This window comes from Mesorhizobium sp. PL10 (assembly GCF_053714315.1).
In genome coordinates this window covers 181,112-207,248 of the sequence record NZ_JBSKBR010000007.1, presented here as the reverse complement: position 1 = coordinate 207,248, position 26,137 = coordinate 181,112, and the positions used below count along the sequence as shown (strand labels likewise).

Genomic DNA, 26,137 nt, shown 5'->3' with positions numbered 1-26,137 from the left:
CATACGCGACGTATGAACCCATCCTGGACATACGGGGCGTATGTAAACGACCACGGCAGGCCGAGATCGTTGAGAGCCTGCCTTGTCCAGACGGAGTAAAAATGACCAAACGTGACGCGATATTCCCTGCCGGTCGGCAGGCTCTCTACGAGATCAACCGCTATTCGGCGGCGATCCGCTCCGGCGACTTCCTGTTCGTCTCGGGCCAGGTCGGCAGCCGCGAGGACGGCTCGCCTGAGCCGGTGTTTGAAAAGCAGGTCCAGCTCGCCTTCGACAATCTGGCCGCGGTGCTGCAAGCTGCAGGCTGCACGTTCGACGACATTGTCGACGTGACGTCCTTCCACACAGATCCGGCCGCGCAATGGGGCGCCATCGACGCCGTCCGGCTGAAGGTGTTTGGCGAACCGCCCTATACCAACTGGACGGCGGTCGGCGTCAATTGGTTAGCCGGCTTCGACTTCGAGATAAAGGTCATCGCGCGCTTGCCCGAGCCGGCCTGATCGAGGGGCAGTGGGCGGCCGGGTTCAGGGCACGATCAGCGTGCCGGCGCCGTGTTCGGTGAACAGTTCCAGCAGCACCGCATGCGGCGTCTTGCCGTTGAGGATGACGACGCCTTCGACGCCGCGTTCGATCGCTTCGATGCAGGTCTCGACCTTGGGGATCATGCCGCCCGACACCGTGCCGTCCTTGATCAGCGCCTTGGCTTCGGCCACCGTCAGTTCATCGATCAGCTGCTTGTTCTTGTCGAGCACGCCGGGCACATCGGTCAGGAACAAAAGGCGCGTCGCCTGGCAGGCCCCGGCAATGGCGCCGGCAAAAGTGTCGGCGTTGATGTTGTAGGTATGGCCGTCGCGGCCGGGCGCCACCGGCGCCAGCACCGGGATCATCTCGGAGCGCGCCAAAAGGTCGAGCAGCGTGCGGTCGACTTCGACCGGTTCGCCGACGAAGCCGAGGTCCAGCACCCGCTCGATGTTGGAGTCCGGATCGATCATGGTCTTGCGCGCCTTTTCGGCGAACACCATGTTGCCGTCCTTGCCGCACAGGCCGATCGCCCATTCGCCCTCGGCATTGATCAGCGCCACGATTTCCTTGTTGATCGAACCGGCCAGCACCATCTCGACGATCTCGACCGTCTTCTGATCGGTGACGCGCAACCCGCCTTCGAACTTCGATTCGATGCCCATCTTGGAGAGCATGGCGCCGATCTGCGGGCCGCCGCCATGGACGACGATCGGGTTGACGCCGGATTGTTTCAACAGCGCGATGTCGCGGGCAAAGGCCTTGCCGAGCTCGATATCGCCCATGGCATGACCGCCATATTTCACCACGACCGTCTTGTGCTCGTAGCGCTGCATGTAGGGCAGCGCCCGCGACAGCAGGGCGGCCTGCATTTCGGCAGTGGCGGTGATCTCCGTCATCGGTAGGTTCCCGGCTTGCTGGAAAGGACGGCGGCGTCTTAGCGGGAATTGGCGCAAGGGGCAAACAGCTTTGCTGTCACAATCATAAAATCGGCGAGGGCGCGAGACTCTAGTCAGGCACCTTCAGCGGCGCCCGTCGCGTCAGTCAACCCGAAATCTTTTCCATCTGCGCGGCCTGCGACAGAAGCGTCTCCTCGTCGTTGGACCTGCCGACGGCCTGGACGCGAGCGGCAGGCCGGCATCGGTGACACGGACAGGCAGCGCGATCGACGGCTGGCCGCTGACATTCTGGATCGCCGGCCAGTGGGTGAACCAGGCTCTTGTCCATCAGCTGCCGGAACAGTGGCTTCAGTTTCAGCAGCACGACAGGTGATTTCCTTGGCACGACCGACGATTACTGGCGGGGAAGCGCAGACATCGACGGCGTAGACAACAACATTTCCGCCTTTGCAAATAAATCGCAATCGCCTAGCTTGTCGGCATGACGCCGCAGGACATCTCCACCCTGATTGTCCGGACCTCGATGAAGGACCGGGCTGCGTTTGATCTCCTGTACCGACAAACCAGCGCGAAACTTTTCGGCGTTTGCCTTCGTGTATTGAGGGACCGCGGAGATGCGGAAGAAGCGCTGCAGGAGGTCTTCGTCAAAGTTTGGACGAAGGCGGATCGTTTCGCCGTTTCTGATCTCAGCCCAATCTCCTGGCTGGTGGCCATAGCCCGCAATCATGCGATTGATCGCATCCGATCACGGCGCAAGCCTGCTGCCGATATCGATGCCGCGCTTGACGTGGCTGACCCGGGTCCGGGGCCTGAGGCCATGGTTGTTGCGGGCGGTGAATCCGAGCGCATCTACCAGTGCCTCGACGAGTTGGAACAAGACCGGGCGCAAGCCGTCCGGGGCGCTTATTTGAACGGCGAAAGTTACGCCGACCTGGCGGAGCGTCACAAGGTCCCGCTCAACACGATGCGGACATGGCTGCGGCGCAGCCTGTTGAAACTTAGAGAATGTCTGGAAAGATGACGCTCGCAGAAGAAAATGGACCGGAACGTGGAGGCGACGACCTGCTCGCAGCCGAATACGTTCTCGGCGTTCTGCCAGCGGACGAACGCCAGATAGCCTCCGGACGTATCGACGCGGAGACCGGCTTTGCCCGTCTGGTCGATTCCTGGGAGGTTCACCTTTCGCCGATGGCCGCCGCTTATGCGGAAGTAGAGCCGCCGGCCACGATCAAGCCGGCTATCGATCGCCGGCTGTTCTCCTCCACCGCAGCGTCGACTGCCGCGGCGCCGAGCGGCAGCCTTTGGGCGAGCCTTGCCTTCTGGCGCGGTCTCACCGCGGCGGCTCTGGCAGCCCTGGTGCTCTACGCTGCCGTGCCACTCTTCAGGGCTCCGCCGGTCGTCGTGCCGCAGGAGCGCCTGGTCGCCTCGCTGGCTGCAGATGGCAGCGATGTCAAATACCTCGTCGTCTACGACGCCGGACGCAAGGATGTCGGCCTGTCGCTGGTGTCGGGCCAACGCGCCGCCGGCAAGGACTTCGAACTTTGGATGATCGAAGGCAAGAATCCGCCGGTCTCGATGGGTGTCATTCCCGCCGGCCAGACCGCGCACATTCCCGTTGCACCGGCGGTGCAGCAGAAGCTGGCGCAAGGCGCCGTGCTCGCCGTCAGCGTCGAGCCCACCGGCGGTTCGCCGACCGGACAGCCGACCGGACCGGTCGTTGCCGCGGGCGATCTGAAGGGTATCTGATAGACATCAAGGTCATGACGTGATCATGAAGAACAGCGGAAGTACATCTTCCGTTGTTTTCGTTTTATCTGCGTTGTGGAAAATTAAAAAGGAACTCAGAAATTTAGTTTGCTGACAAAGTAAAGAAAAATTTTCGTCGACGCGCCGAAACTTAAGCGATTCTGTTCCGTATCTCCATATGTTCCCGAAAGAGGAACAATAACCCGAGGAGACCGAACACTATGCGTAAACTCGCCACCCTTTTGCTCGCCAGTACCATTGCCGTATCCGCCCTCGCCACTGCTGCCTATGCCGAGAATCCGATGGTTGGCGGCGCCGCCATGTTCGCCGACAAGAACATCGTCGAGAACGCCGTCAATTCGAAGGACCACACCACGCTGGTCGCGGCCGTCAAGGCTGCCGGTCTGGTCGAGACGCTGCAGGGCGCCGGTCCGTTCACCGTCTTCGCGCCGACCAACGACGCCTTTGCCGCCCTTCCGGCGGGCACGGTCGAAACGCTGCTCAAGCCCGAGAACAAGGACAAGCTCACCAAGATCCTGACCTGCCACGTCATCGGCGCCAAGGCGATGGGCGCTGATGTCGCCGCGATGGCCAAGGCCGACGGCGGCACCCACAAGGTCAAGACGGTCGGCGGCTGTGAGCTGTCGCTCAAGGCCGATGGCGGCAAGGTCACCGTCACCGACGAGAACGGCAATGTCGCCAATGTGACGATCGCCGATGTCGAGCAGTCCAACGGCGTCATCCATGTCATCGACAAGGTTCTGCTGCCGAAGATGTAACAAAGCGCCTGCCGCCGGCGAACTGCTGGTCAAGGCTCCCTGCAGATTGCGCGGCTCCGCTCCCCTTGGGCCGCGCAACCTACCGAGCGCTCCATCCCGTCCGCGCAAGTGCGGAAACCGGTGTGGAGCGTTCGCTTGCAGGGCAACCCGTCACCGGCTTTTGATTTGCTGTGGCGGCCAAATTTGGCAAAACAACCTGCAGGAGGATTTCTGTCATGAACCGTCGCGATTTACTTCTCAGCGGCGTCGCCTTTGCGGCCGTTGCCGGCGCGGTGGCAACGTTGCGCATGGGCGGGCTTCAACCCGCCAAAGCTGCCGAAACCTTCGAGGTCACCAAGACCGACGCCGAATGGCACGCCATCCTGTCCGACGAAGCCTTCAACGTGCTGCGCAAGGAAGGAACTGAATATCCCGGCACCAGCCCGCTGCTCAACGAACACCGCAAGGGCATCTTCGCCTGCGCCGGTTGCGACCTGCCGGTCTACCCCTCGGAGACCAAGTTCGATTCCGGCACCGGCTGGCCGAGCTTCTGGCAGGAGATTGCCAACGGCATTGGCAAGACCGAGGACCGGTCGCTGGGCATGACCCGCACCGAGGTCCACTGCCGCCGCTGCGGCGGCCATCTCGGCCACGTCTTCGACGACGGCCCGGCGCCGACCGGTCTGCGCCACTGCATCAACGGCGTCGCGCTCAGCTTCAAGCCAGCGACTGCCTGACCGTCCAGTGTCTCTTGGCGATGTGGAGAATTTGGGAGGCGGCGTGAAACCGCCTCCTATCTCTTGAAATGGGGCGAAAACACTTAATTTCAAGAATTGGCAGACGGCTTTTTATGCGTAGATTCCGCAGCCCTTATCGAGAGGGCCTGAACCTATGCAACGAGTGCAAGAACACGCTCGCCAGGGCGAGCGCAAATCGACAGGTCGCGGAGATGCCGACCGGTCGCAAATCTCCCATCCTGTGGTGATCGTCGGAGGTGGGCCGACCGGACTGATGCTGGCCGGCGAGCTTTCCTTGGCCGGTGTCGACGCCGCCATCGTCGAGCGGCGCGCTGGACAAGAGGTCGAAGGGTTGCGCTCCGGCGGTCTGCACGCACGAACCATCGAGATATTCGACCAGCGCGGCATTGCCGACCGGTTTCTGACGCAAGGGCGGACTGCCCAGGTCGCTGGCTTTGCCGGCGTTTCGCTCGATATCAGCGACTTTCCCACTCGCCACAATTACGGGCTCGCTTTGTGGCAGAAGCATATAGAGCGCATCCTTGCCGACTGGGTGGAGGAGCTTGGCGTCACGATCTACCGTCGCTGCGAGGTGACGGCTTTCGCCCAGGACGAGAGTAGTGTCGACGTCGCGCTCAGCAATGGTCGGTCGCTTCGCGCCGATTACCTCGTCGGCTGCGACGGTGGCAGAAGCCTCGTGCGCAAGGCATCGGGCATCGAGTTCCCGGGCTCGGATCCGACGACCAGTAACCTGATTGGCGAGGTCGAAATAACAGAGGAGCCGAACTGGGGCATCCACCGCGATGCAACAGGCATTCATGGTCTCAGCAAGCTGGACGATGGGACCGTGCGGGTGATGGTGACCGAACGCGAGGTCGGGGCTGTCGCGCCACCCACGCTGCGCGATCTGAGCGACGCGCTCATTGCCGTCTTCGGCACCGACTATGGCGTCCACAATCCGGCATCGCTTTCCCGTTTCACCGATATGGTCCGGCAGGCAGCGTCATACCGCAAGGGGCGGGTGCTGCTGGCGGGCGACGCCGCCCACGTGCATCCGCCAGACGGCGGACAGGGCATGCAGCTTGGCGTGCAGGACGCGGTCAACCTCGGATGGAAGCTCGCCCAGGTGGTCAAGAAGACGGCGCCGGAAAGCCTGCTCGATACCTATCAGGCAGAGCGTCATCCGGTTGCTGCCAGGGTGTTGCAAAACACCATGGCGGCGGTCGTGCTGCGTCGTGAAGACGAACGCATAAAGGCGCTGCGAGACTTGGTGTCGGGGCTTCTTGCCATGGAGGAGCCGCGCAAGCATTTTGCCGGCATGATGTCCGGCCTGGACATCCGCTACGACCTTGGCGAAGGCCACGAACTGCTGGGATGTCGCATGCCGGATCTCGACCTCGTCACCGATGCCGGCCGGCAACCGGTCTTTGGGCTGCTGCACGAGGCGCGACCGCTGCTGCTCAACTTCGGCCAGCCGGGCGCTTTCGACATCGGCCCATGGGCGGATCGCGTTCGGTCGGTCGATGCCAGCTACGATGGTGCATGGGAGCTTCCGGTGCTGGGTGCGGTCGAAGCTCCCGGCACCGTGCTGGTCCGGCCCGACGGCCATGTGGCCTGGGTTGGCGACGGGGGATCGGCTGGACTGGCCGACGCGTTGACCAGATGGTTCGGCCCACCGGCTACGACACAGAGCAATTGAAAGCGATTGATGCTTAAGCATGACCCCGGAAATCGGGGGTGATTTCCGGGGTCATGTATGAGGGCGCCAGGCGGGGGAGTCCGGCGCGCTCAATGGCCTCCGCCGCCGCCGCCCGCAGGCGGCGCCGGCTTGGCGATGACGAGGGTGAACAGAGCCATCGTCGCGAACAGCACGGTCAGCATGGTGAACACGTCCATGAACGACAGCAGCGACGCCTGCTGCTGGACCATGCCAGACAGTTTGGAGATCGCCGCCTTGGTGGCGTCGAGGCCGGGGGTCTGCTGGAAGTCGAGCGTCATGTTCTGCAGCTTCTGCTGCGCTGCTGCACTGCCCCATTCGACATGTTCGGCCAACCTTGCATAGTGGAAGGCGTTGCGATCGATCAGCACGGTGTTGATGATGGCAAGGCCGACCGCGCCGCCGAGGTTGCGGGTCAGATTGAACAGGCCTGACGCGTTCTTCAGCCGGTCCGGCGGCAAGGTGCCGAGCGCAATGTTGTTGATCGGCACCATGCACAGCATCATCGATGAGCCGCGCAGGATCTGCGGGATGAGCAGTTCATAGAAATCCCAGTCGGCCGTCAGATGCGTCATCCACCAGGTGCCGGCGGCAAAGCCGAGCAGCCCGATCATCATCATGATGCGCAAATCCATCTTGCTCGACAGGATGCCGGAAATCGGCGCGGTGACGAACATCGCCAGGCCGCTGACGAACAGCGCCTCGCCGATCATCAAGGAATCGTAGCCGCGGATGCGCCCGAGGAACACCGGATAGAGATAGGTCAGGCCGTAGAGGCCGATGCCGATGACGAAGGAGAACAGCGAGCCGAACGCAAAGTTGACGTTGGTGAAGGCCCTGAGATCGACGATCGGCTCCTCGGCAGTAAAGGCGCGCCAGAAGAACAGCACCGCACCGACAACCATGATGATGGCGCAGATGAACACCGCCTGTTCCTGCAGCCAGTCATGGTTCGGACCTTCCTCGAGCACATATTCCATACAGCCGAGGAAAGCCGCCATGCCGGCGAGTCCCCACCAGTCGAACTTGCTGAACAGGCCGAGATTGGGCTTGTCGAAATCGATCAGCGACCAGGTCGTGGCCGTCACCAGAATGCCGGGCACGACATTGATCAGGAACAGCCAGTGCCATGACAGGGCGTGGCTGATATAGCCGCCGACGGTCGGGCCGATGGTCGGCGCCAGCGTCGCCACGAGGCCGATCATCGGCGACACCATGGCGCGGCGCGACGGCGGGAAGATGGTGAAGGCAGCGGCGAAAACACTCGGGATCATGCCGCCTCCGATAAAGCCCTGGATGGCGCGGTAGACGATCATCTGGTCGATGTTGGTGGCGGTTGCCGCCAGCGCGCTGGCCGCCGTGAAGCCGGCCGCGGCGCCTGCAAACAGCACGCGCGTCGACAGCATCCGGCTGAGGAAGCCGGACAGCGGGATCATCACCACCTCGGCGATCAGATAGGCGGTCTGCACCCACGGGATCTCATCGGAACTGGCGCTGAGGCCGGCTTGAATCTCGGCCAGCGAGGCCGAGACGATCTGGATGTCGAGGATCGCCATGAACATGCCGAACACCATCGCCAGGAAGGCGATGAGGCGGCGCGTCGAGATCGTTGTCGGCAGCGCCGGCATGGCAGGCGCCGGCGCCGCTCCTGCTGTTATGGTTGCGGTTGCCATGGCGTTATCCCCTTGCGGCCGCTCAGTTCGCCGCGGCCGGAGCCGTACGGCTGTCGACGGCGACGACGACACTCAGGCCGGCGCGCAGCCTGCCTGCCTTCAACACGTCGGCCGGCACTTCGATGCGAACCGGGACGCGCTGCACCACCTTGGTGAAGTTGCCGGTGGCGTTTTCCGGCGGCAGCAGCGAGAACACCGCGCCCGAAGCCGGCGCCAGCGACGACACCGTTCCTTCGAAATCATGGCCGTCGGTGGCGTCGACCGAGATCCGGACCTTCTCGCCGGGCACCAGCTTGGCCAGCTGCGTCTCCTTGAAGTTGGCGACGATATAGAGCTTGTCCATCGGCACCACCACGGCGAGCTTCTGGCCGGGGCTGACGAGATCGCCCTGCTCGACCGAGCGGTTGCCGACGACGCCGTCATAAGGCGCCTTGAGTACGGTGAAGGACAGATCGCGCGCGGCCTTGTCGCGGCTCAGCTGCAGCGAGGCCAGCGTGCTGGCCGACTCGGCGCGCTGCGCCTCGTACACGCCGATATTGGCCTGCGCCGCGGCGATCTGCGCATCAGCGCCGACAAGGGCTGCATTGGCCTGGTCGAGAGCGGTCTGGGCGTCATCGAGCTGCGCCTGCGTGCCAACACGGGTCTTGACCAGTTGCGTGGCGCGCTGCTGGGCACGGGCGGCGTTGGCGGCGGCTGCCTGGTCGGCGACCTTCTGCGCCTGTGCCTGTTGCAGCGAAGCCTGCGCGGCCTTGGTCTGCGCGTCGATGCGATCGAGCGTCTTGGCCAGCGTGGCGATCTGCGCCTCGGCCTGCGCAACGGCTATCTTGTAGTCGCCGTCATCGATGGTCAGCAGTGGGTCGCCGGCCTTGACCTGCTGGTTCTCCGAGACCTTGACCTGGTCGACATAGCCGGAAATCTTCGGCGAAACGAACGACATGTCGGCCTGGACATAGGCGTCGTCGGTGGAGATCAGGAACCGGCCGTCGGTCCAGTAGTTATAGCCATACCAGGCGCCGGCGCCGAGCAGAGCCAGGCCGATGATCGGCAGCATCAGGGAGCGTGCCGACCGCTTCTTCTTGGCGGGGGCCTCGGCCAGAACTTCGGCGGCAGGCTTGGGAGGCGCTTCCGGGGCTTCGATGACCGGCGAAACCTTGGCGGTGGGAAAGGGCCGGACTTCGGCGGTCGTGTTTGGCGTGTTCGAGGACATGATATCTCGCTACTGTCGCTATATAAGGAAATCGTGTTATACTGAACCGTTCGGTTCGATGTGGACGTTGACATAGCGCTAAAAGGAGCCCATATCAAGGGTAATCGAACCGAGCGGTTCGAATTATTTTGCGAGGTGTGACTTTGATGGCCGATACGCTACCCGATGCTGACATTGACCTGTGCGATGCGCTGGACAGTGCGCGTCGCGGCCGCCCGGCAGCGGGCCAGGATCCGGTCAAGCGCAGCCAGATCATCGAGGGCGCGCGTCGCGTCTTCATCGACAAGGGCTTCGAAGCGGCGTCGATGAACGACATCACCCGCGAGGCCGGCGTCTCGAAGGGCACGATATATGTGTACTTCGCCAACAAGGAAGAGCTGTTCGAGGCGCTGATCGAGGAAGAGCGCGGCACCATCTTCAAGAACATGTACGACATGCTCGACCGCGCCGACGACCTGCGCCAGACGCTGGTGAAGTTCGGCAAGGTGCTGTCGATGAAGATCACCTCGGCCAAGGTCATCCAGGCACAGCGCACGGTCATCGGCGCCTCCGACAGGATACCCGACATGGGCGCCCGCTTTTACGAACGCGGCCCCAAACGCGGCCACGACAAGGTGGCGGCGTTCCTCAATGCCGCCGTCGACCGCGGCCTGCTCAAGATCGACGATGTCGATCTTGCCGCTTATCAATTCACCGAACTGTGCCTGGCCGGCCTGTTCCGCCAGTGCATCTTCGCCTACCGCACCAAGGCGCCGAGCCAGGATGAGATCGACCACATCGTCCGGTCGGGCGTCAGCCTGTTCCTGAAGTACTACGGCACCGAAAAGCTTGCCGAGGAAGAAAGCCACCAGCTGATCGCTCTGGAGGCGAAGGCCAAGGCCTAGCTGGCTCGCTCAGCCGCCATTGGCGGCCAGCACGATCGCCGCGCGCAATTCCTCAAGACCTTCGCCCTTTTCCGAAGATGTGGCGAGCACGAACGGAAACGCCGCCGGCCGCTTCTTGATCTTTTGCAGCGTCTCTTCGATCAGTCGCGGTACGCCCCCTGCCTTGATCTTGTCGGTCTTGGTCAGCACGATCTGGTAGGACACCGCCGCCTTGTCGAGCAGCGACAGCACCTCGTCGTCCTTGGCCTTGATGCCGTGGCGGGCATCGATCAGCACATAGACCCGCTTCAGCGTCACGCGGCCTTTGAGATAGTCGAAGACCAGCTTGGTCCAGTCGTCGACCTTCTCCTTCGGCGCGCTGGCATAGCCGTAGCCCGGCATGTCGACCAGCGCCATTGGCGGCAGGTCCGCGCCTTCCCCGGAAAATCCGCCCGGCACGAAATAGTTGAGCTCCTGCGTGCGCCCCGGCGTGTTGGACGTGCGTGCCAGCCCATTATGGCCGACCAGCGCATTGATCAGCGACGACTTGCCGACGTTGGAACGGCCGGCAAAGGCGATTTCCGGCGGCCCTTCCGGCGGCAAAAACTTCATCGCCGGCACGCCGCGGATGAAGATCCAACCCTTGGTGAACAACTCGACGCCGATAACCGTGTTGCCCAACGCGTTCAAACCGCTGCCTCCAGCCTGGAAATATCGGCGCCCCTGATGGCATTGAGGTTGCGGCCGATCTTGTCCACCGGCCAATTCCACCATGCCACGGAAAGCAGTCGCCGCACGGTCCTGTCGTCGAAGCGCATCTTCACCACCTTTGCCGCATTGCCGGCGACGATCGCATAAGCCGGAACGTCATGCGTCACCACCGATTTCGCCGCCACGATGGCGCCATGGCCGATCGACACGCCGGGCATGATCACCGCATCCATGCCGATCCATACATCATTGCCCACCATCGTGTCGCCACGCACTTCCTGCGACCACGTTTTCGGATCGAAGCCCTGTTCCCAGCCATGGCCGAAAATGTTGAACGGATAGGTCGAGAAGCCGGACATTGCATGGTTGGCGCCGTTCATGATGAAGCGCGCGCCCTCGGCGATGGCGCAGAACTTGCCGATGATGAGCTTGTCGCCGATGAAGGGGTAGTGATGCAGCACGCATCGCTCGGCGAATTTGTCTGGTCCGTCCGGATCGTCATAGTAGGTGAAGTCGCCGATCTCGATATTCGGCGCAGTGACCAGCGGCTTCAGGAAGCCGACCCGGGTGTGCATCGGGATCGGGTGCTTGATGTCTGGGTTGGGTCCGTCCATGGCGAGGTCCGTCGAAGAGTGGCAGCCGGGCGCAAGCGAAACCTGCCGCGTCGTTCAAAATAGCCTGATCCGCCCTATAGCACCAATCGCCCGATGCGCGAGCCTTCGCTATCAGCCTTGCTCGATGGAGTGAAGCGGCGGTTCCCGATCGGATCGGAACCGTGCGGGGATCCGGAGCGGTTCACCCGCTAAAACGAAACCGGGGCCCCGCGAAGGACAAGCAGGACCCCGGTCGTGTCGAAGGCGGCTTCCGCAACACATGGCACCTCGTCATGAGGCGGGATGGCAAGCCGAGAAAGCCGTCACGGACTTGCCGTCATCCCCTTTTTCCGGAAGCCGTTACTTCGGCAACAGCACTTTGTTGACGACGTGGATGACGCCGTTTGACTGGTTGACGTCGGCGATCGTCACCTTGGCGGCGCCGCCGGACTCGTCGACAATGTAGAGCGATCCGCCCTTGACCTCGGCGGTCAGCGTGTCACCGGAAACGGTCTTCATCTCATACTTGCCGCCCATCGCCTTGGCCTTGGTCATCATTTCCTTGGCCGAGATATTGCCGGCAACGACATGCGCCGTCAGGATCTTGGTCAGCTTGTCCTTGTTCTCCGGCTTCACCAGCGTGGCGACGGTGCCGGCGGGCAGCTTCTTGAAGGCGGAATCGGTCGGCGCGAAGACGGTGAAGGGACCGGCGCTCTGCAGCGTGTCGACAAGACCGGCGGCCTTGACGGCTGCCACCAGCGTCCTGTGGATCGGCGAGTTGACGGCATTCTCGACGATGTTCTTCGTGGTCGACATCGCCGCGCCGCCGACGGCGGGGTTGGCGAATGTGCAGTCGGTCGTGGCGGTAAGGCCGGAAGCAGCGAGGACGGCCGAGATGCAGATTGCTTTCAGGATGGACTGTGCCATTGGAGAACCCTTTTGATTGAGGCAAAGGTTAATTCGATTGCCGCAAGAGTTACGCCAAGGAATCAGGATAGTTTCGTTTTCAATGGAAAAAAGAGTAACAAAAGCAAACGGTTAGATGAAATTTCCTGCGGCCACGACAGCTATCCCCGCGACAGCGTCACGAGGATATCCGGCCGCGGCAGCAACCGTGTTCGAGCACCATGCTGGCTATGTGAATAACGCCATTCCAATCGTCCTCCGGGAATGGCAACGCAAGCAGTAACGGCCCGGAGCACGCCGAAGTTTCGCCGCTCACCGAACCGTGATGCCTCGCGCCTCTGGAATGTTCGAGCGCAACAAAAAAGCCCCGCTGGCGGGGCTTTTCAGGTCTTCGAAAAGGGAGGCGCCGGCTACTCCGCCGGCGACGGTTTCTTTCGGAAGAGTGCGGCCAGATTGTCCCACAATTCGATCTTGGCGCCCTGGCGCTTCATGATCACGCCCTGCTGCAGGATCGACAGCGTGTTGTTCCATGCCCAGTAGATGACGAGGCCGGCCGGGAAGCTGCCCATCATGAAGGTGAAGATCACCGGCATCCAGGTGAAGATTTGCGCCTGCGTCGGGTCCGGCGGCGTCGGGTTCATGCGCATCTGCAGGAACATGGTGATGCCCATAACCACCGCCCAGGCGCCCATATGCGGCAGGAATGCCGGCGGCGCGAAGGGCAGCAGGCCGAACAGGTTGAAGATCGAGGTCGGATCGGGCGCGGCCAGGTCCTGGATCCAGCCGAAGAACGGCGCGTGCCGCATCTCGATGGTGATGTAGAGCACCTTGTAGAGCGAGAAGAACACCGGGATCTGCAGCGCCACCGGCCAGCAGCCGGCCAGCGGATTGATCTTCTCGGTCTTGTACAGCTCCATCATCGCCTGTTGCTGCTTCATCTTGTCGTCCGCGTATTTCTCGCGGATCTCGAGCATCTTGGGCTGCACCTTCTTCATATTCGCCATCGACGCGTAGGATTTGTTGGCGAGCGGGAAGAACAGCCCTTTGACGACGACCGTGGTGGCCAGGATGGCCAGGCCGAAATTGCCAAAGAATTTGTAGAGCGTATCGATCAGCCAGAACATCGGCTTGGTGATGAAATGGAACCAGCCCCAGTCGATAAGTAGGTCGAACCGTTTGATATGGCGTTCTTCGGCATAGGCGTTGATTTTGCCGACTTCCTTGGCGCCGGCGAAGATTTCCGATTCTATGGTCACCGACTTGCCGGCGTCGATGTTGATCGCGTCGGTCAGGAAGTCGGACTGCCAACGTGGTCGACCATCTTCGTAATAGCCGAAGCGCGGCTGGAAGGGCTGCTTCTCGGTCGGCACCAACGTCACAGCCCAATATTTGTCTGTTATGCCGAGCCAGCCATCCGTCGATTTGCCTGGCTGGATCTGCTTGTCCTTCTCGATCGCCGCGTATTTGTGTTCCTGCAGACCCTCGGTGCCGGTGAAGCCGATCAGGCCCTCATGCAGCACATAGGTGCTGGCGACGGCCGGCTTTTCGAAGCGGGTTACGCGCCCGTAATTGGACAGCGAGACAGCGGCACTCCCCGAGTTCTGCACCGTGTCCGTAACGGTGAACATATAATTGTTATCAACCGAGAAAGTGCGTTTGAAAGTCAGGCCCTTGTCATTGGTGTAAGTCAGTTCGACAGGCGCTGCCGGTGTCAGCGTCGCATTGCCGTTGACCGTCCAGATGGTGCCCGAGCTAGGCAAAGCACCCGTTTGCTCTGGATTACCACTGCTGTAGCCGATCTCGGCAAAATAGCCGTCCTTCAGCGGTTGCGGGTTGAGCAGGCTTATCTCAGGCGAGTTCTTGTCTACCGTCTCGGTATAGTGCTTGAGCTTGAGGTCATCGAGACGCGCGCCGGTCAGATTGATCGAGCCTTCCAGGCTCGGCGTGTCGATCTTGACGCGGCTGGTTGCCGCCAGCGCCTGCTCGCGGCTGGCCGGGCTCACAGTGTCGCCGCCGGGCGCGTTAGGAATGGCGCCGGGCGCCGCGGGCGCCGTCGTGCCACCGGGATTTGCGGCCTCGGCAGCCTTCTTCTGCTCCGCCGCCCGCTGTTCTTCGATGCGCGTGGCTTCGGCTTGCCGCTCGCTGCGCGGCAGCACGTAGAAATATTGCCACAGCCCGAGGATCAGCACCGACAAGACGATGGTGATGTAGAAGTTCCGGTTGTTTTCCATCGAAAGCCCTTGGCCTATCGTGTTCCGCGCAGTCGGCGGGAGAGCTCGGCCTTCAACTGGCCGAACGGAATGGTAAGCACGTCTTCACGCCCGACGATGACATAGTCATTGCCGGGCGCCATGTCACTTGCGGCATGGGTGCGCACGGCTTCTTTCAGCCGCCGCCTGACGCGGTTACGCACGACAGCATTGCCGACTTTCTTGGTGACGGTGAAGCCGACGCGCGGCGACAGGCCGTCATTGCGGTCGAGAACTTCAACGAGAAAAAGCCGCCCGCGCCGCTTTTCACCGCGGCGGACGGCCAGGAATTCCGCACGTTTCAGAAGCCGCTTGGGGTTTGGTCCCACTGGCTTGCCGGTTGCGGGCAACGATCTCGTCTTCCGTTCAGGCGCTGAGCCGCTTGCGGCCGCGGTTGCGGCGAGCTGCGACGACGCCGCGACCACCCTTGGTGGCCATGCGAGCACGGAAACCGTGCCGGCGTTTGCGGACGAGTTTGGACGGTTGGTAGGTACGCTTCATTTGTTTTAATACCGCGGGGTGCGGCCCTTCTTGATTCTGTCACTGTGTAACAGGAGCTTTGCCGGGCCGGCTTTGGCGCGATCGAAACCGCGCCGGGACGAATGGCCCGAGCGTGAGCGGCTTATAGAAAGAAGGGTTTTGGGAGTCAATCCGGCGTGAACGAACAGTTCGTCACGGCGCGAACGATCAGTTCGACGCGTTTTTATTGCGGGTACCATCGTCCAACGAAGGATGAAATTGGCAAAAAAGCCGCAATCGCCTAATCTCAACCGATCAAGCGTTTGTGAAGACAGGCCTTAATGAGCGACGTTGCCTCAGCGGATGAAGGAACCGGCCCGGCGAATGCCGATGCCGGCCCGGCGTCTGTTCGCCCCGTTCCAAGCCGCTCGGTATCCTTGGCGCGCGGCCTGTCGACCAAACTGCTCTTGCTCACCATCGTCTTCGTGCTCCTGGCCGAAGTCCTCATTTTCCTGCCCTGGATCGCCAGCTACCGCCTGGCCTGGTTGAAGGAGCGGCTAAGCACCGCTGCCGCCGTGTCGATTGTGCTGGTGCAGGGCGAGCCCAATTCGCTCTCCCGTACCGCCCAGAACGACGTGCTGATGGCAATCGGCGCCAAGGCGATCGCGGTGCGCGACGGCGGCGTCTCGCGCCTTCTGGTGGTGGCCGAAATGCCGCCGCAGGTCGACGAGCATATCGACATCGCCAATGTCGGCATGATCAAGGGCATGACCGGGGCGCTGGATACGCTGTTCTTCGGCGGCAAGCGCATGCTCAGGGTCTTCGGCCCGGTCGGCGACAGCGACAAGGAATTCGAGCTGATCATGCCGGATTATTCCCTGCGCAACGCCATGCTGCGCTATTCGCGCAACGTCGCCTTCGTCTCGCTGCTGATCTCGCTGTTCACCGCAATGCTGGTCTATGCGGCGATCGACCTGATCATGATCGGCCCGATCCGCACCATGACGCGCTCGATGCTGTCCTTCTCCGAGGCGCCGGACGACCCCTCGCGTATCATCCACCCTGCCGCCCGCGCCGATGAAATCGGCGTTGCCGAACGCGAACTGTCGCAGATGCAGGAGCGGCTGCAAAAGATGCTGGCCGAGCAGAAGCATCTCGCCGATCTTGGCCTCGCCGTCTCCAAGATCAACCACGACATGCGCAACATCCTGGCCTCGGCGCAGCTGATGTCGGACCGCCTGCGCCTGGTAAAGGACCCGACCGTGCAGGCCTTCGCGCCAAAGCTGTTGCGCGCGCTCGACCGCGCCGTGTCCTATTCCGAAGGCGTGCTGGCCTATGGCCGCACCCAGGAGCCGGCGCCCTCGCGCCGCCGCTTGCGGCTGCGTCAGCTGGTCGACGACGTCCACGGCCTGCTCGACATCGAGGACGGCATCGAATTCGTCAACGCCGTCGAGCTCGCTTTCGAGGTCGATGCCGATTCCGACCAGCTGTTTCGCGTGCTCACCAATCTGTGCCGCAACGCCGTGCAGGCGATGGCGGCCGATGCCGAAAGTGCCCTGGTGCGCCGGCTCGCCGTGTCGGCCGAGCGCATGGGCAGCGTCAGCCGCATCATCGTCACCGACACCGGCCCCGGCCTGCCGCCCAAGGCGCGCGAAAACCTGTTCGCGGCGTTTCGCGGCTCGGCCCGCAGCGGCGGCACAGGCCTTGGCCTGGCCATCGCCCACGAGCTGATCCGCGCTCATGGCGGCACGGTGGAGCTGGTCGAATCGATCGGCGGCCGCACCACCTTCGCCGTCACCATCCCCGACCAGCCCGTCCGCCTCGACCAGGCCCGCAACGGCCTGCGCCGCCCCGCCTGAGCGGAATCCCCGCATAGCTCGATCTGCCTGCGACAAAACTTTTGCCGGATCGGCTTGCTTTTCGGAAATTCAGTCGTTAGGGAACACGTCTCGTCGCGGCCGGTCGCCAGGACCGGATCGCGGGGCTATGCAAAGCATGGCCTGTTGCGCGCCCGTAGCTCAGCTGGATAGAGCACCAGACTACGAATCTGGGGGTCAGGAGTTCGAATCTCTTCGGGCGCGCCACTTCTGCAAACGCCAGTAGCTGCCGATTCTACGCCACAGCGGCCACAAGTGTCCGCAGCAGCTCAGTTTTCACGGTCGTTTGTCTCTTGTCGCTCTTGCCGCTATGGCCAAGTCAAATCGTTGCAACTGGCTGGTCAGTCCAAGGATTGCGCCGCGTGTCATTTCGGGGTCCGGGTGACGATCGGCCGTCACGATCATCCGAACTCGCCCAGCCTCGGCGTGGAGCTCGACCATCATGTCGTAGGGATACGACTCGACGCCAGGGACGAAGTCGATGTCGAAGCGAATCCGCAGTCGCCGGTGGCGCACCATCTCGACGAATCGACCGCTCACCCGCGCCGTCGTCGACATGTTGGCGTTCGCAAGGTAGGCGACTTGGTCGGCGCCCACCGCGGTCATCACGTGTTCGAACGCACCACCGACCCGCAGTTCGAGGGCCAGCACCTCGACGTGCATTCCCTCAGGCGCGTACCACTCCTCGAGCCCTTCTTTCGTGGTCCACAGCGCCCAGACGTCCTCGATCGAGGCGTCGTAGACCCGCTCGAACCTGATGGTGCCCGCCTCCGGCTCGATGGCCATCACTTCTTCCCCTCGCGTTGCCGCACGCTGCTCCGTCGCGCAAGGGCTGCGTCGAAGCGATCGAGCCGGCTTTCCCAAAGCTTGCGATAGCTCCGCACCCAGTCGTCGATCATCCCGAACGGCTCAGGTCGGAGCGAATAGAGACGCCGCGCCCCATCAGGCCTCATCGCGACGAAGCCAGCTTCGCCGAGGATCCGCAGGTGCCGCGAAACGCCGGACTGATCGATGTCGACGGCGCGAACCAAGTCACCCACCGCCTGCTCGCCGCCTGCCAGCGCTTCGACGATGCGAAGCCGCGTGGGGTCGGCCAATGTCTGGAACACGCTTTGTTGCATCACGATGCATATGTATATACATGCATATTCCGGGTCAAGCCATTCGACCGAGCTCTCGCCGCCCGACATCAGGTTTGAGCGTGGTAGATTTGGTTAGCCTCGGGTATCTTCTGCGAGGTCCAAGGCAACGAAGCCGCCGTCGCCTTCCGCAATTAAGCGCCTGCTCAGTAGCTTGACGGTCCGTCGGCTGCTCCGCCAAGCAATCTGACGTTGAGCCGGCCGCCGGTGAACAGCATGTCGTCCAGGGCCTCGGCGAGATCCTTGGAGGTCACGACCTCTCCGTCGCCCCGCATAATGCTCGTTTGCGCGCAACGACGTATAAGCTCCTTGATGAAGGCCGCGCTGACGCCTTTCGTCCGCGCCACGGCCTCGGCCATGATCTTGTTGGAAAGTTTCAGTCCACCGCCATAAAGGTGCACCAGCCTTTCGCGGCAGTCGTCGTCTGGCAGCGGCACCTCGATGGCTTGGTCGATACGGCCCGGCCGCCCTGTCAGCGCAACTTCAAGCTGTTCCGGCCGGTTGGTGGTCAGGACGAAGAGGATGTCGGCATTGTCCTTTAGTCCGTCCATTTCGTTGAGCAGCGTGTTGAGGAGGGATTCTTCGCACGGACCACCCATGTTCTCGCGGTCGCGGGCAATCAGATCCACGTCCTCGATCACCACGGTGGACGGCTGCAGCAGGCGTGCCAGGGTCATGTATTGCGACAGTATACCCATCTGACCGGCCGTTATGATGAGCGTGGTATGGCCGGGGAGATTGGCAGCGAGGTAGCGAATGGTGTGTGTCTTGCCGGTGCCCGGGGGGCCGTAGAGCAAGATGCCCTTGCGCGTCGATTGTCCAAGCCGCCTCAGCGCGTCCCGGCTCTCGATGAACCGGATCACGTTGCGGTCGAGAAGCTTCAGGGTCTGTTCCGGCAGAATGATCGCTTCGCGCGGCACCGGCGGCAAGCGATGAACCATCACACCTTTGGACCGGCCCTGATAATCCCCTTCCGTTTCGAGGGAAAGAACCTTGCCGCGGTAAGATCGCGCAGCATTGATGGCCGCCTCAAGTTGCGAGAAGCAACGGTCCACAAGGGCAACGCCATCTTCGCCGGCCGGTACGGCGATCTCCACGCAGGTCCCGGACTCGCGACCGTACTCGCGGTGGAAGGACAGCACGACTGCATAGTGCAGGCCACCGTCCCGGTTGAGCCACAAACCGTTGTTGAGACACTTTATCGGCTCGATTTCGCCGATATCGACGTCCTGATATTGCGCAGCCGAGATGGTAACGGCGAACTGTCCTTCCTTCGTCAGCGCGGCATAAGTCAGCGTCTCGTAGCGATGCTGCTCGTAGAGGCCGAAGAAGCGAATGGGCGCGGCTGAGAACAGCTTGTTGAGCGCCACCTGCACGTCGGCTCGCATGTGGCCGGGGAACTGGCGGGAGGTCGCGATGATCTCGTCATGCGCCAGTCCGCCAAAATGCCAGGCAATCGCCTCGTGGGCATATTTGAACTTTTTGTCGCGCGGAGCTTGTGCGGAATGGCCGGCTATGGCCGCGCTTTCTGTTTCGCCGGGAGCGGCGGTGATGCGAAGCGGGTGGCCGGCCGCATTGATGCGCTGCTGCGCCGTATCCAGCATCGCCTTCGCAACCGCAAATGGGTAGCTGCCGCACACGGCCTTTCCCTCCTGCGACACGGTCGCGGCGAAGGTCTCGGCCTCCGCAGCCGATCGATCGAAGACCGAACGGACGAGATCGACGACAAACTCCCACGGGGTCTGATCGTCATTGTGAACGACAAGCTGCAAGATTGCTTCGGCGGGTGTATTGCGCAATGGAACGGCTCGCTTTCGGATTGCTGCAAAGCCACACTATCTTCGCCACGTTGCATGAATTGTTAACGACCCGCCGCCCCTGATGCGATAGATGGTCAGCTCGCTGCCGCTTGTTCAGGCTTGCCGCGAAGCTGGTTCGATATAGGCGTCGAGGTATGCTACCTGCGCCTTGGGCCGGTGCCCCAAGCAAGATCTTTCCATGAATCCATTGGAACAGATGCAGCCGGCTGCCGTTTTGTCTTCTTTCGCCCATCTGAAAGGAGGTTCAGATGCCCACCCCCGCCGAACTCGAAGCCAAGTTCTGGAAATCGTTGAAATCCGACATGACAATGATGATCGGCCTCGATGGATCGAAGGTCATCCCGCGTCCGATGACCGCTCAGATTGAGAATCAAAACGGACCCATCTGGTTTTTCACGGCGACCGATACCGAACTTGTCCAGGGCCTGAAAGATGGCGCTAGCGCAACGGCTACCTTCACATCCAAGGGTCACGATCTGTTCGCCACGGTGCAAGGGAAGCTTTTTCTGAACAACAACCCGGTGGTCATCGACCGGCTCTGGAATCGCTTTGTCGCGGCCTGGTTCGAAGGCGGGAAGGACGACCCGAAGCTGGCACTGCTCCGTTTCGACCCAAAGGACGCAGAGATTTGGCTCGATAGCTCAAGCGTGACGGCGGGCATCAAAATGCTGCTCGGGTTCGATCCGAAAGAGGAATACAAGGACAAGGTCGCCAAGGTGTCCCTCTAAGGAGACGCAAACCTGGCGATGCGGAGCGAGGGCCGTTGAGCGATGGACACCAAGTCCTCGTTGATCGATACCGAAGCGGCCAATCGTGCGTTGGCCACGTCGGAAACCAGCAAGGCCGCCATAAGGGCAGAGGATGGGGGCCGTGGTCGCGATGCGGCCTGGCCGTCACAGATTCCTGCACTCGGCTGGAAGGACATCTTCTGGCGGCTATGGGAAGAGTTCAACAAGGACCGGGTTTTGCTGGTCGCGGCCGGCGCTACTTTCTATCTGCTGCTGGCGCTGTTTCCAGCGCTGGCCGCCTTTATCTCGATCTACGGCTTCGTCGCCGATCCTGTTACAGTCGCGGACCATGTCGCCTATCTCGGCGGATTGCTGCCGTCAGGGGGATTGGATATCATTCGCGGACAGTTGCAGGCTTTGGCCAGTCAGAAACCGGGGGCTCTCGGAACAGGTTTCTTCATCGGTCTCGGCATCGCACTGTGGAGCGCCAACAGCGGAATGAAGGCGCTCTTCGATGCGATGAACATCGCCTATGAGGAAAGCGAGAAGCGCAGCTTCATCACACTGAACCTGATGTCGATCCTGTTCACGCTTGGCGCCTTGGTGATCGGCATCGTGCTGTTGCTGACCGTTGGCGTTGTCCCGGCACTGTTGCGCTTCTTCTATCTTGACGCCTGGACCGAGACCCTTGTTGCGGTGTCTCGCTGGCCGATCCTGACAGGCTTCATGCTTACAGGTATTTCCCTGCTCTACCGTTTCGGGCCGAGCCGCGAACATGCCAAGTGGCGATGGTTGAGCTGGGGAACCTTTATCGCGACGGTCGTGTGGATCGCAGCATCGTGGCTGTTCTCGTTCTACCTGCAGCATTTTGCCAACTACAATGCCACCTATGGATCGCTGGGCGCTGTCGTCGGCTTGATGATGTGGACATGGATTTCCGTCATCATCCTCATCGCCGGCGCCGCAATCAATGCCGAGATGGAACACCAGACTGCAATCGACTCGACCACGGGTCCTGCCCTGCCAATGGGAGAGCGTGGCGCGGTGGTTGCCGACACTCTGGGCAAAACGGCTGACTAAGTGGCTGGATCGCCTACCGGGCAAAGAGCCGGTGCAATGCGCGAGAGCAGGTGGAGATCGACGCAGCCTGCTTTCGCCCTTTTCCGATCAGGAACCGGCCTGCCCAATCGGCCTCGCCCCAGCCAGATACCGCTTGTTGTCGAACGGCTCGGCCTGGGTGCTGTCCGGGCTCCACATATGCCGGTCAATCTCCGTCAGATTGCCAAGATAGACATGCAGCGCCCCCGAGCGCGCGGCGCCCGTGTTGGCGACCGCATGCACAGTGTCCGGGGTCATGTGCACGACGGCGGGTGCGGAAATGTCCTGCCGTTCCGGGGTATCGATCTCTGAGCCGTCGACGGGATAGATAAAGTTGGTCTCGCTGCCCTTGTAGATACCGATAAGCGCGTCCATCAGATGGTTGTGTGCGGGATACTGCAGGCCGGGCGACAGGGTGATGTGGTAGATCGTCAGATCCGGGCCAGCATGCAGAAGCACTTCGTCGTCGTCTTCCTCATGGGCGAGCACCCCGGAAGCATGGAAGCGATCCGTGTGTTCGCGCAGCACCGCCTTGACCCGTTCGAAGGCATCGGCACCTTTGGCTGCGTTGACGATATCGGCGGTTACGGCGTAGAGAGGCGAATTGGCGGCAAGAGGCATGTCAGTTATCCCCCTTAAGAAGCTTAATACCAATAACTGAGATGCTCAGGCTAGCGAATGCCGGAACCAGCGTCAACCGCATGGCCCCAGGAAGACCTGACATGATCGCCCCGAAATCCGCCTCCCCATCGACCGCCGACATATTGCGCAGCGAGGAGGCCTACGAGCAGCTGAAGAGCGACATCGTCGCCTGCGTGCTGCGCCCCGGCGAAAGCCTCACCGAAAAGCAGATCGGCGATCGCTACCAGATCAGGAAGGCGACGATCCGCTCCGCACTCGCCCGGCTGACGCAGGAAGGGCTGATCAAGAGCGAGCCCAGGCGCGGCTATGTCGTGGCGCCGCTCAGCCTGCGCGACGTCAACGAGATTTTCGATGTCCGCAGCCTGATCGAGCCGGAAGTGTTCAGGGCGGCCGCGGCCAACCTCACCGAGCGCGGACTCGAGGACATCAGGCTGGCGGCGCGAAAGGTGCTGAAGCCGGAGACGCTGCGCAGCCATGTCGCGTTTCTTGCCGCCGACCGCGCCTTTCGCCTGGCACTGGCCGAGCTTTCGGGCAATCTGCGCCTGGCCCGCCTGCTCGACCAGATCCTCGACCAGTCGGAGCGCGTCCTCCATCTCGGCTTCAAATCGCGCGACTTCACGGACGTGATCATCGGCCAGCAGAAGGAGCTTGTCCTTGCCTGCGAGGTGGCCGAGGTCTCGGCCATTGCAAAGCTTGCCCGTTCGCAATGCCTGCTGCTCAAGAAACAGGTGCTCGAAGCCTTGCTCGCCGGCTCCAAACTGCAGGACGCCAACCTCCAGAGCTTTGCCTGAAGCGACAGGCCGTCCGCGCTCATTCGTCGATGATGCGAACCTCCGCATCGGCAATGCAATAGGGCGCATAGCGGAAATCCCTGATCTGACTGACCTTTCCGTCCTGCCAGTCGACCAGCATGAAGCCGCGCACGGCATCGTCCCCTGCCTGCGGGTTGCGGATCAGGATGGCCGGCCGGCCGTCGACAAAGCCGAGCGACAGCGCCCAGTCGCTGACGCGGTCGTAATTGCCGAAATAGTTGGAAACCTGCGTCTTGCCGCGCATGCGGGTGCGGTTGACGACTTCGAGCTGAATGTCCTCGGCGATCAGCGCGCGCACGGCATCGAAGTCGCGCGCGTTGAACAGGTCGACATAGCGGCGCAGGCGTTGCTCGTCGTCGGCGTCGATTTTTGGGGCAGGCGTCTGTTCGTCCTGTGCCGCCAGCAGCCGCAGCTGCGCTCGCCCGCGATGCAGCGCCGCCTTGGTTGCCGCCAGCGTCGCGCCTGACACTTCGCAGGTCTCGTGCAGGCTGAGGCCAAGCACGTCGACCAGGATCACGGCGCTGCGCTGCGCCGTCGCCAGCTGCATGAAGCTGCGCAGGCTGGCGGCGGCGGCGAGCCTGGCATCGGCGTTTGCCAAGGGGTCTTCGATCGTCGTCATGTCGGTCTCGCTCATGCGCGCCTGCTCCCGCTGGCGCCGGCGCAGATGATCCTGTGCTGCATTGTGGGCGATGCGGAACAGCCATTGCTCGGGCCGCTCGACAGAGGCGTCGCCGTCAATGGCCTGCAGCGCCTTGATCAGTGTCTCCTGGACGATGTCCTCGCCATCGATCACCGAGCCGGCCATGCGGGCGCAGTAGCGGTGCAACTTCGGCCGCAAGGAGCCAAGCATCGCCTCCAGCGCCACGCGGTCGAGTTTTGCTGTGTTCATCCTGTCCATTCCCTAAACGCCGGTCTTTGCAATCAGGCCGGCACGACCTCGCCGGCCAGCATACGGTAATTGCCGACGATCTTTGCCGGCGATCTGGCAAGCGGCGTCGAGCGCCGCCCGGCATGATCGGCGCTGAAAGCCTTGAAGGCGGCGAGCCCCGTCAGGCCGTCGCCGTCCTGGCTGACAAGATGGACGAACTCGCCATTCTCCAGCTCCAGGACGAGGTAGCGCACGGATTGCGGCTTGGTCTCGTCGAGCGCCTCGAACACCTTTGCAACCAGCATACGGTTCTCGGCGATGCTTTCATCCTTCACGCCGTAGCGGATGAGATTGTAGCCCATGTGTCGTCTCCTGTTTTTCAAGTCTGCACGGAGAAGACGCTTCGCGGCCTCGAAAGGATTCTCCGCCGCCGCGAATCTTTTCGATCGCCCGGATCGTCTTTCCCCCGTGGACGGCTGCGCGGCAGCCATCGAGGAGCAGGAGAGTCCCATCATGCACATTCAGTTTGCCGAGTTGCCGGTGTTTGACCAAAACCGCGCCAAGGCCTTCTACACCGAGCACCTTGCCTGCCAGCTCATAGCCGACCAGCCGATGGGTGAGGGCGGCTGGCGCTGGATCGAACTGGCGTTTCCCTTCGGGGTTACCAATTTGCATTTCGTCAGACGCGCCGATGACGCGCCGAGCGCCGAACCCGTTATGGTCCTGGTCGACGACCATGTCGAGGCAACCGTTGCCGCGTTGAAGGCGCGCGGCGTCGAAATCATCACCGAGCCGCAGGAGGCGCCATGGCAGCCGGGCCGCACCGTCGCCGAGTTCCGCGACAGCGAGGGCAACCGCATGGTTGTCGCCAGCAAATGATCGGGACCAGCGCAAAGCCGAACTTTGACAGGAGAACAGCAGGAGAGATGGACATGGCCTCCCATTCGTCGACGCTGAAAGTACCGGGCGCCAGCCTTGGCGCGTGAGACTGTCAGCTCAAGGAAGGGCGTCCGATGCATGATGCGGACGCCCTTCTTTCATAAAATTAACCGGCTAACATTGCTGTATCAGACAGCCTCCCAGCCTTCCTTGCCGCCGGCGCGGAAGATGGCGTCGATAACCTTCTGGTTGAGCACGGATTCCTCCAGCGTGAAGACGCGCTCCTTGCCGCCCTCGGCCGCCCTGGCAAACGTCTCGACCTCGCGCCGGTATTGCTGCGTGCCGGGAAAGCGGAACACCTGTGCCTCGGTGTGGTTCTGATTGTGCAGTTCGATGCGGTGGTGGTCGTAGAGCCCGGCATTGAACGGCGAAAACACTTCGATGAAACCCTTCTCGCCGTGGAACACCATCACCTGCCGCGCGGCCATCTGCGTCGACAGATAGAAGGACAGTTCGAAATCGCCGAAATCGGCGCGGATCGAGGAGTAGATGTCGGTGCCGAATTTCTTGTCGCGCTCGATCGTCGCCTGAACTCGGCTAGGCTCCTTGCCGGTAGAAAACCGTGTCGAGACGGTCGGGTAGACGCCGATATCGGGCAGCGCGCCGCCGCCGAGATCAAGCTGGTTGCGCATGTTTGTCGGGTCGACATTGTAATAGGAGAACGCGCCCTGCACATGGCGCAGCCGGCCGATGGCGCCGTCGGCGATGAGGTCGCGCACCTTGATCCATTGCGGATGGTAGATGACCATGAAGGCTTCGCAGACCAGCACCTTCTTCTGGTCGCGCAGCTTGATCAGCGGCGCGATGTCCTTGGCATCGAGCGCCAGCGGCTTTTCCACCAGCACATGCTTGCCCGCTTCGATGGCCTTGGCGGTCCATTCGACATGCTGCGAGGTCGGCAGCGGGATGTAGACGCCGTCGACCTCTTTCGAAGCGAGCAGTTCCTCATAGGAGCCGAAGGCATGGCGGGCACCGAAACGTTCGCCTAAAGCCTTGGCCTTCGACAGGTCGCGGCTGGCGATGGCCGACAGAACGCCATTCTCGGCCTCGACGATTGCCGGCAACAATTGCTCGCGGCCGATCTTGGCCGTCGACAAAACACCCCATCGGAACATCTGGCTTCTCCTATCGATTTTACAGGCGAGGAGGTTTGCCCGAATTTGGGGGAAAAGCCAAT

29 protein-coding genes, 1 tRNA gene and 1 pseudogene are annotated in these 26,137 nt (G+C 62.1%); 13 read left to right on the top strand and 18 right to left on the bottom strand.

Annotation, left to right across the window (positions count from 1 at the left end; genetic code table 11):
• Positions 1 to 101 precede the first annotated feature (101 nt).
• Positions 102 to 500 carry a RidA family protein gene (locus tag ACWGTO_RS14020; protein ID WP_454575408.1) on the top strand — a complete coding sequence of 133 codons (399 nt, stop codon included), beginning with the start codon at positions 102 to 104 and terminating at the stop codon, positions 498 to 500.
• 24 nt (positions 501 to 524) lie between these two features.
• Here ACWGTO_RS14020 and argB read toward each other — a convergent pair whose 3' ends face one another.
• A complete protein-coding gene (argB, locus tag ACWGTO_RS14015) occupies positions 525 to 1,418 on the bottom strand; it encodes an acetylglutamate kinase (protein ID WP_454575407.1) in 894 nt (297 codons plus the stop codon).
• A gap of 145 nt (positions 1,419 to 1,563) precedes the next feature.
• Complete coding sequence (locus ACWGTO_RS14010; protein ID WP_454575406.1) at positions 1,564 to 1,782, bottom strand: hypothetical protein; 219 nt, start codon at positions 1,780 to 1,782, stop codon at positions 1,564 to 1,566.
• Between the two features lie 117 nt (positions 1,783 to 1,899).
• Here ACWGTO_RS14010 and ACWGTO_RS14005 point away from each other — a divergent pair, with 117 nt between their 5' ends.
• The 5 genes from ACWGTO_RS14005 to ACWGTO_RS13985 all read left to right on the top strand — a co-directional run bounded on the left by ACWGTO_RS14005 (position 1,900) and on the right by ACWGTO_RS13985 (position 6,358).
• A complete protein-coding gene (locus tag ACWGTO_RS14005) occupies positions 1,900 to 2,439 on the top strand; it encodes a sigma-70 family RNA polymerase sigma factor (protein ID WP_454575405.1) in 540 nt (179 codons plus the stop codon).
• The gene (locus tag ACWGTO_RS14000; RefSeq protein ID WP_454575404.1) at positions 2,436 to 3,164 is read left to right on the top strand and encodes an anti-sigma factor; all 729 of its coding nucleotides are present in this window, start codon (positions 2,436 to 2,438) and stop codon (positions 3,162 to 3,164) included. The genes ACWGTO_RS14005 and ACWGTO_RS14000 overlap by 4 nt, the downstream gene beginning before the upstream one ends.
• Before the next feature lie 221 nt (positions 3,165 to 3,385).
• On the top strand, positions 3,386 to 3,943 hold the full coding sequence (locus tag ACWGTO_RS13995) for a fasciclin domain-containing protein (RefSeq protein ID WP_454575403.1): 558 nt from the start codon (positions 3,386 to 3,388) through the stop codon (positions 3,941 to 3,943).
• A gap of 215 nt (positions 3,944 to 4,158) precedes the next feature.
• Positions 4,159 to 4,659 (top strand): peptide-methionine (R)-S-oxide reductase MsrB, encoded by a 501-nt coding sequence (msrB, locus tag ACWGTO_RS13990; protein ID WP_454575402.1) that lies wholly within the window; start codon positions 4,159 to 4,161, stop codon positions 4,657 to 4,659.
• A gap of 154 nt (positions 4,660 to 4,813) precedes the next feature.
• Entirely contained in the window at positions 4,814 to 6,358 is a 1,545-nt protein-coding gene (locus ACWGTO_RS13985) for an FAD-dependent monooxygenase (protein ID WP_454575401.1), read from the top strand.
• Positions 6,359 to 6,447: 89 nt separating this feature from the next.
• On the opposite strand, the gene ACWGTO_RS13980 is transcribed toward ACWGTO_RS13985, so the two are convergent.
• Positions 6,448 to 8,049, bottom strand: coding sequence for a DHA2 family efflux MFS transporter permease subunit (locus tag ACWGTO_RS13980; protein ID WP_454575400.1), 1,602 nt, complete (start codon positions 8,047 to 8,049; stop codon positions 6,448 to 6,450).
• A gap of 22 nt (positions 8,050 to 8,071) precedes the next feature.
• The gene (locus ACWGTO_RS13975; protein WP_454575399.1) at positions 8,072 to 9,256 is read right to left on the bottom strand and encodes an HlyD family secretion protein; all 1,185 of its coding nucleotides are present in this window, start codon (positions 9,254 to 9,256) and stop codon (positions 8,072 to 8,074) included.
• 146 nt (positions 9,257 to 9,402) lie between these two features.
• On the opposite strand from ACWGTO_RS13975, the gene ACWGTO_RS13970 reads away from it, so the two are divergent.
• Positions 9,403 to 10,140, top strand: coding sequence for a TetR/AcrR family transcriptional regulator (locus ACWGTO_RS13970; RefSeq protein ID WP_454575398.1), 738 nt, complete (start codon positions 9,403 to 9,405; stop codon positions 10,138 to 10,140).
• 9 nt (positions 10,141 to 10,149) lie between these two features.
• On the opposite strand, the gene yihA is transcribed toward ACWGTO_RS13970, so the two are convergent.
• The 6 genes from yihA to rpmH form a co-directional block, all read right to left on the bottom strand.
• Complete coding sequence (yihA, locus tag ACWGTO_RS13965) at positions 10,150 to 10,809, bottom strand: ribosome biogenesis GTP-binding protein YihA/YsxC (protein ID WP_454575397.1); 660 nt, start codon at positions 10,807 to 10,809, stop codon at positions 10,150 to 10,152.
• Positions 10,806 to 11,444 carry a CatB-related O-acetyltransferase gene (locus ACWGTO_RS13960; protein ID WP_454575396.1) on the bottom strand — a complete coding sequence of 213 codons (639 nt, stop codon included), beginning with the start codon at positions 11,442 to 11,444 and terminating at the stop codon, positions 10,806 to 10,808. The genes yihA and ACWGTO_RS13960 overlap by 4 nt, the downstream gene beginning before the upstream one ends.
• Positions 11,445 to 11,783: 339 nt before the next feature.
• Complete coding sequence (locus ACWGTO_RS13955) at positions 11,784 to 12,350, bottom strand: fasciclin domain-containing protein (protein ID WP_454575395.1); 567 nt, start codon at positions 12,348 to 12,350, stop codon at positions 11,784 to 11,786.
• Between the two features lie 389 nt (positions 12,351 to 12,739).
• A complete protein-coding gene (yidC, locus tag ACWGTO_RS13950; protein ID WP_454575394.1) occupies positions 12,740 to 14,560 on the bottom strand; it encodes a membrane protein insertase YidC in 1,821 nt (606 codons plus the stop codon).
• A gap of 14 nt (positions 14,561 to 14,574) precedes the next feature.
• On the bottom strand, positions 14,575 to 14,928 hold the full coding sequence (gene rnpA, locus ACWGTO_RS13945) for a ribonuclease P protein component (RefSeq protein WP_112392939.1): 354 nt from the start codon (positions 14,926 to 14,928) through the stop codon (positions 14,575 to 14,577).
• 16 nt (positions 14,929 to 14,944) lie between these two features.
• Complete coding sequence (gene rpmH / locus ACWGTO_RS13940) at positions 14,945 to 15,079, bottom strand: 50S ribosomal protein L34 (protein WP_008833937.1); 135 nt, start codon at positions 15,077 to 15,079, stop codon at positions 14,945 to 14,947.
• A 299-nt stretch (positions 15,080 to 15,378) separates the two neighbouring features.
• Here rpmH and ACWGTO_RS13935 point away from each other — a divergent pair, with 299 nt between their 5' ends.
• Both ACWGTO_RS13935 and ACWGTO_RS13930 read left to right on the top strand, forming a co-directional pair.
• Positions 15,379 to 16,896 (top strand): ATP-binding protein, encoded by a 1,518-nt coding sequence (locus ACWGTO_RS13935; RefSeq protein ID WP_454575393.1) that lies wholly within the window; start codon positions 15,379 to 15,381, stop codon positions 16,894 to 16,896.
• A gap of 148 nt (positions 16,897 to 17,044) precedes the next feature.
• Positions 17,045 to 17,121, top strand: a tRNA-Arg gene (locus ACWGTO_RS13930).
• Between the two features lie 69 nt (positions 17,122 to 17,190).
• On the opposite strand, the gene ACWGTO_RS13925 is transcribed toward ACWGTO_RS13930, so the two are convergent.
• The 4 genes and pseudogenes from ACWGTO_RS13925 to ACWGTO_RS13910 all read right to left on the bottom strand — a co-directional run.
• Complete coding sequence (locus tag ACWGTO_RS13925) at positions 17,191 to 17,700, bottom strand: SRPBCC family protein (RefSeq protein WP_454575392.1); 510 nt, start codon at positions 17,698 to 17,700, stop codon at positions 17,191 to 17,193.
• Entirely contained in the window at positions 17,700 to 18,104 is a 405-nt protein-coding gene (locus ACWGTO_RS13920) for an ArsR/SmtB family transcription factor (RefSeq protein WP_454575391.1), read from the bottom strand. Before ACWGTO_RS13920 ends, ACWGTO_RS13925 begins: the two co-directional genes overlap by 1 nt.
• Positions 18,105 to 18,199: 95 nt before the next feature.
• Positions 18,200 to 19,429, bottom strand: coding sequence for an AAA family ATPase (locus ACWGTO_RS13915; RefSeq protein WP_454575511.1), 1,230 nt, complete (start codon positions 19,427 to 19,429; stop codon positions 18,200 to 18,202).
• A 231-nt stretch (positions 19,430 to 19,660) separates the two neighbouring features.
• Positions 19,661 to 19,825, bottom strand: a pseudogene (locus ACWGTO_RS13910) (ATP-dependent Clp protease adaptor ClpS); the annotation flags it as partial.
• Positions 19,826 to 20,121: 296 nt separating this feature from the next.
• On the opposite strand from ACWGTO_RS13910, the gene ACWGTO_RS13905 reads away from it, so the two are divergent.
• Positions 20,122 to 20,601 (top strand): pyridoxamine 5'-phosphate oxidase family protein, encoded by a 480-nt coding sequence (locus ACWGTO_RS13905; RefSeq protein ID WP_454575390.1) that lies wholly within the window; start codon positions 20,122 to 20,124, stop codon positions 20,599 to 20,601.
• A gap of 42 nt (positions 20,602 to 20,643) precedes the next feature.
• The gene (locus ACWGTO_RS13900; protein WP_454575389.1) at positions 20,644 to 21,681 is read left to right on the top strand and encodes a YihY/virulence factor BrkB family protein; all 1,038 of its coding nucleotides are present in this window, start codon (positions 20,644 to 20,646) and stop codon (positions 21,679 to 21,681) included.
• 87 nt (positions 21,682 to 21,768) lie between these two features.
• Here the strand turns inward: ACWGTO_RS13900 and ACWGTO_RS13895 are convergent, their stop codons facing one another.
• The gene (locus tag ACWGTO_RS13895) at positions 21,769 to 22,320 is read right to left on the bottom strand and encodes an autotransporter (RefSeq protein WP_454575388.1); all 552 of its coding nucleotides are present in this window, start codon (positions 22,318 to 22,320) and stop codon (positions 21,769 to 21,771) included.
• 101 nt (positions 22,321 to 22,421) lie between these two features.
• Between ACWGTO_RS13895 and ACWGTO_RS13890 the strand changes: the two genes are divergently transcribed.
• Positions 22,422 to 23,132: a GntR family transcriptional regulator gene (locus tag ACWGTO_RS13890; RefSeq protein WP_454575387.1), complete on the top strand. Its 711-nt coding sequence runs from the start codon at positions 22,422 to 22,424 to the stop codon at positions 23,130 to 23,132.
• A gap of 19 nt (positions 23,133 to 23,151) precedes the next feature.
• Here ACWGTO_RS13890 and ACWGTO_RS13885 read toward each other — a convergent pair whose 3' ends face one another.
• Positions 23,152 to 24,042, bottom strand: coding sequence for a sigma-70 family RNA polymerase sigma factor (locus tag ACWGTO_RS13885; protein ID WP_454575386.1), 891 nt, complete (start codon positions 24,040 to 24,042; stop codon positions 23,152 to 23,154).
• A 32-nt stretch (positions 24,043 to 24,074) separates the two neighbouring features.
• A complete protein-coding gene (locus ACWGTO_RS13880; protein ID WP_210285023.1) occupies positions 24,075 to 24,383 on the bottom strand; it encodes a hypothetical protein in 309 nt (102 codons plus the stop codon).
• Between the two features lie 151 nt (positions 24,384 to 24,534).
• On the opposite strand from ACWGTO_RS13880, the gene ACWGTO_RS13875 reads away from it, so the two are divergent.
• Positions 24,535 to 24,900, top strand: coding sequence for a VOC family protein (locus ACWGTO_RS13875; RefSeq protein ID WP_454575385.1), 366 nt, complete (start codon positions 24,535 to 24,537; stop codon positions 24,898 to 24,900).
• A 188-nt stretch (positions 24,901 to 25,088) separates the two neighbouring features.
• On the opposite strand, the gene ACWGTO_RS13870 is transcribed toward ACWGTO_RS13875, so the two are convergent.
• Positions 25,089 to 26,075 carry a Gfo/Idh/MocA family protein gene (locus ACWGTO_RS13870; RefSeq protein WP_142868665.1) on the bottom strand — a complete coding sequence of 329 codons (987 nt, stop codon included), beginning with the start codon at positions 26,073 to 26,075 and terminating at the stop codon, positions 25,089 to 25,091.
• Positions 26,076 to 26,137 lie beyond the last annotated feature (62 nt).